Genomic DNA, 1,273 nt, shown 5'->3' on the forward strand with positions numbered 1-1,273 from the left:
ATGTCGTACAATAACAATTATGCGACATAAATTGAGGAAGAAAATGGTCGAAATGTGGCAAGGATTGTAATTCATTTATGTTACATTATAGGACAAAAGAGCGAAATTTGCATTAATATTAGTCCTGAAATAGAGAAAAAGAACTATTATTTTCATTCTATGAACTCCTTTAGGCAGTCCTGAACGAAATCGGGGGCTGCTTTTTTCATTTGCTCCACGGTGTGAAGATAGCGTTGTGTCGTGTTTATATGCGCATGTCCGAGCGTTTCTTGCACTTGCTGCAGCGATGCTCCCTGAAGCAGCGCCAGCGTCGCGTTCGTATGGCGCAGCCAGTGTGGCGTCGGTTCTTTACTGATGTTGCTCCGCTGGGCTGCACGTTTAATGATGCGTTCGATTTGCCTTGGCGTAATCGGAAAAATCCGCAACTCCGCCTCCGGTTCGTCACAATTCGACAGATTTTGAGCATGATGCTGATACAATCTCCATAACTGCGGAGGAATTTTGACCTCTCTGCTTTTTCCCCTCTTGGCGTGGGAAATCGTTAACCAGATCGAGGTTTCCGTCGGATCGGTATGAAAGTCGCCCCACTTTATCCCGGTCAGTTCCGAAACACGCAGACCAAGCAGCACAAGGGACAGACCGATAAGGTAGTTCCGGAGGCTCTCTTTCCGCAAACTGTTCAGCAGCTTGCCTACTTCGTTCCTCGTCAAATAATGCTTCCGGCTCGTGATGACCGTTGTCGGGATCCGGATGTTTTGGGTCGGATTATGGTCGAAAATTCCAATGCCCCGGTCGCTTCCCCATTTGTAAAAAGATTTCAAGGGCGCTATGAATGCCGCGACGCTTGCGGGTGCCAGCGGCTTTCCGGACTCGCGGTAAATCCCGTGCGTCAAATAAATTTTGTAAGCTTCGATTTCCCTCCAGGTCACATCCTTAAGCGGCATGCCCGATAAAAAACGCCTGAATTGTTCCAACGCACGGTAGTAATTTTTACGTGTATTCGGGGCATTTGAGCAAGCGGTCAAAAACATTTGGATCATCTGCTCGTCTTGATAGTCTTGTTTCGAAAAATGGAACGGATATTGTTTGGTAACTGCCGTCAAAAAGTTCTGTTGCATTATCTTGTGTACCTCCTGTTGGCGATGTATGGTGTCGCATAATTGTTATTGTACGACATGAATAATTTTGTCATAAAAAAATATGTGAAATCACGGTAAAAATCAGCTTTCAAAGTTGTTTTCATGGATTGCAAAGCGCAGTTCCGCGCTGACAC

The 1,273-nt window shown here is 45.8% G+C and carries 1 protein-coding gene; it reads right to left on the minus strand.

Going from position 1 to position 1,273, the window contains the following annotated elements:
* Positions 1-152: 152 nt before the first annotated feature.
* Positions 153-1,118, minus strand: a complete 966-nt coding sequence (locus ACLD72_RS32145) for a tyrosine-type recombinase/integrase (protein ID WP_251593151.1) — start codon at positions 1,116-1,118, stop codon at positions 153-155.
* Positions 1,119-1,273 lie beyond the last annotated feature (155 nt).

The sequence above is a fragment of the Paenibacillus lacisediminis genome (genome assembly GCF_046567315.2).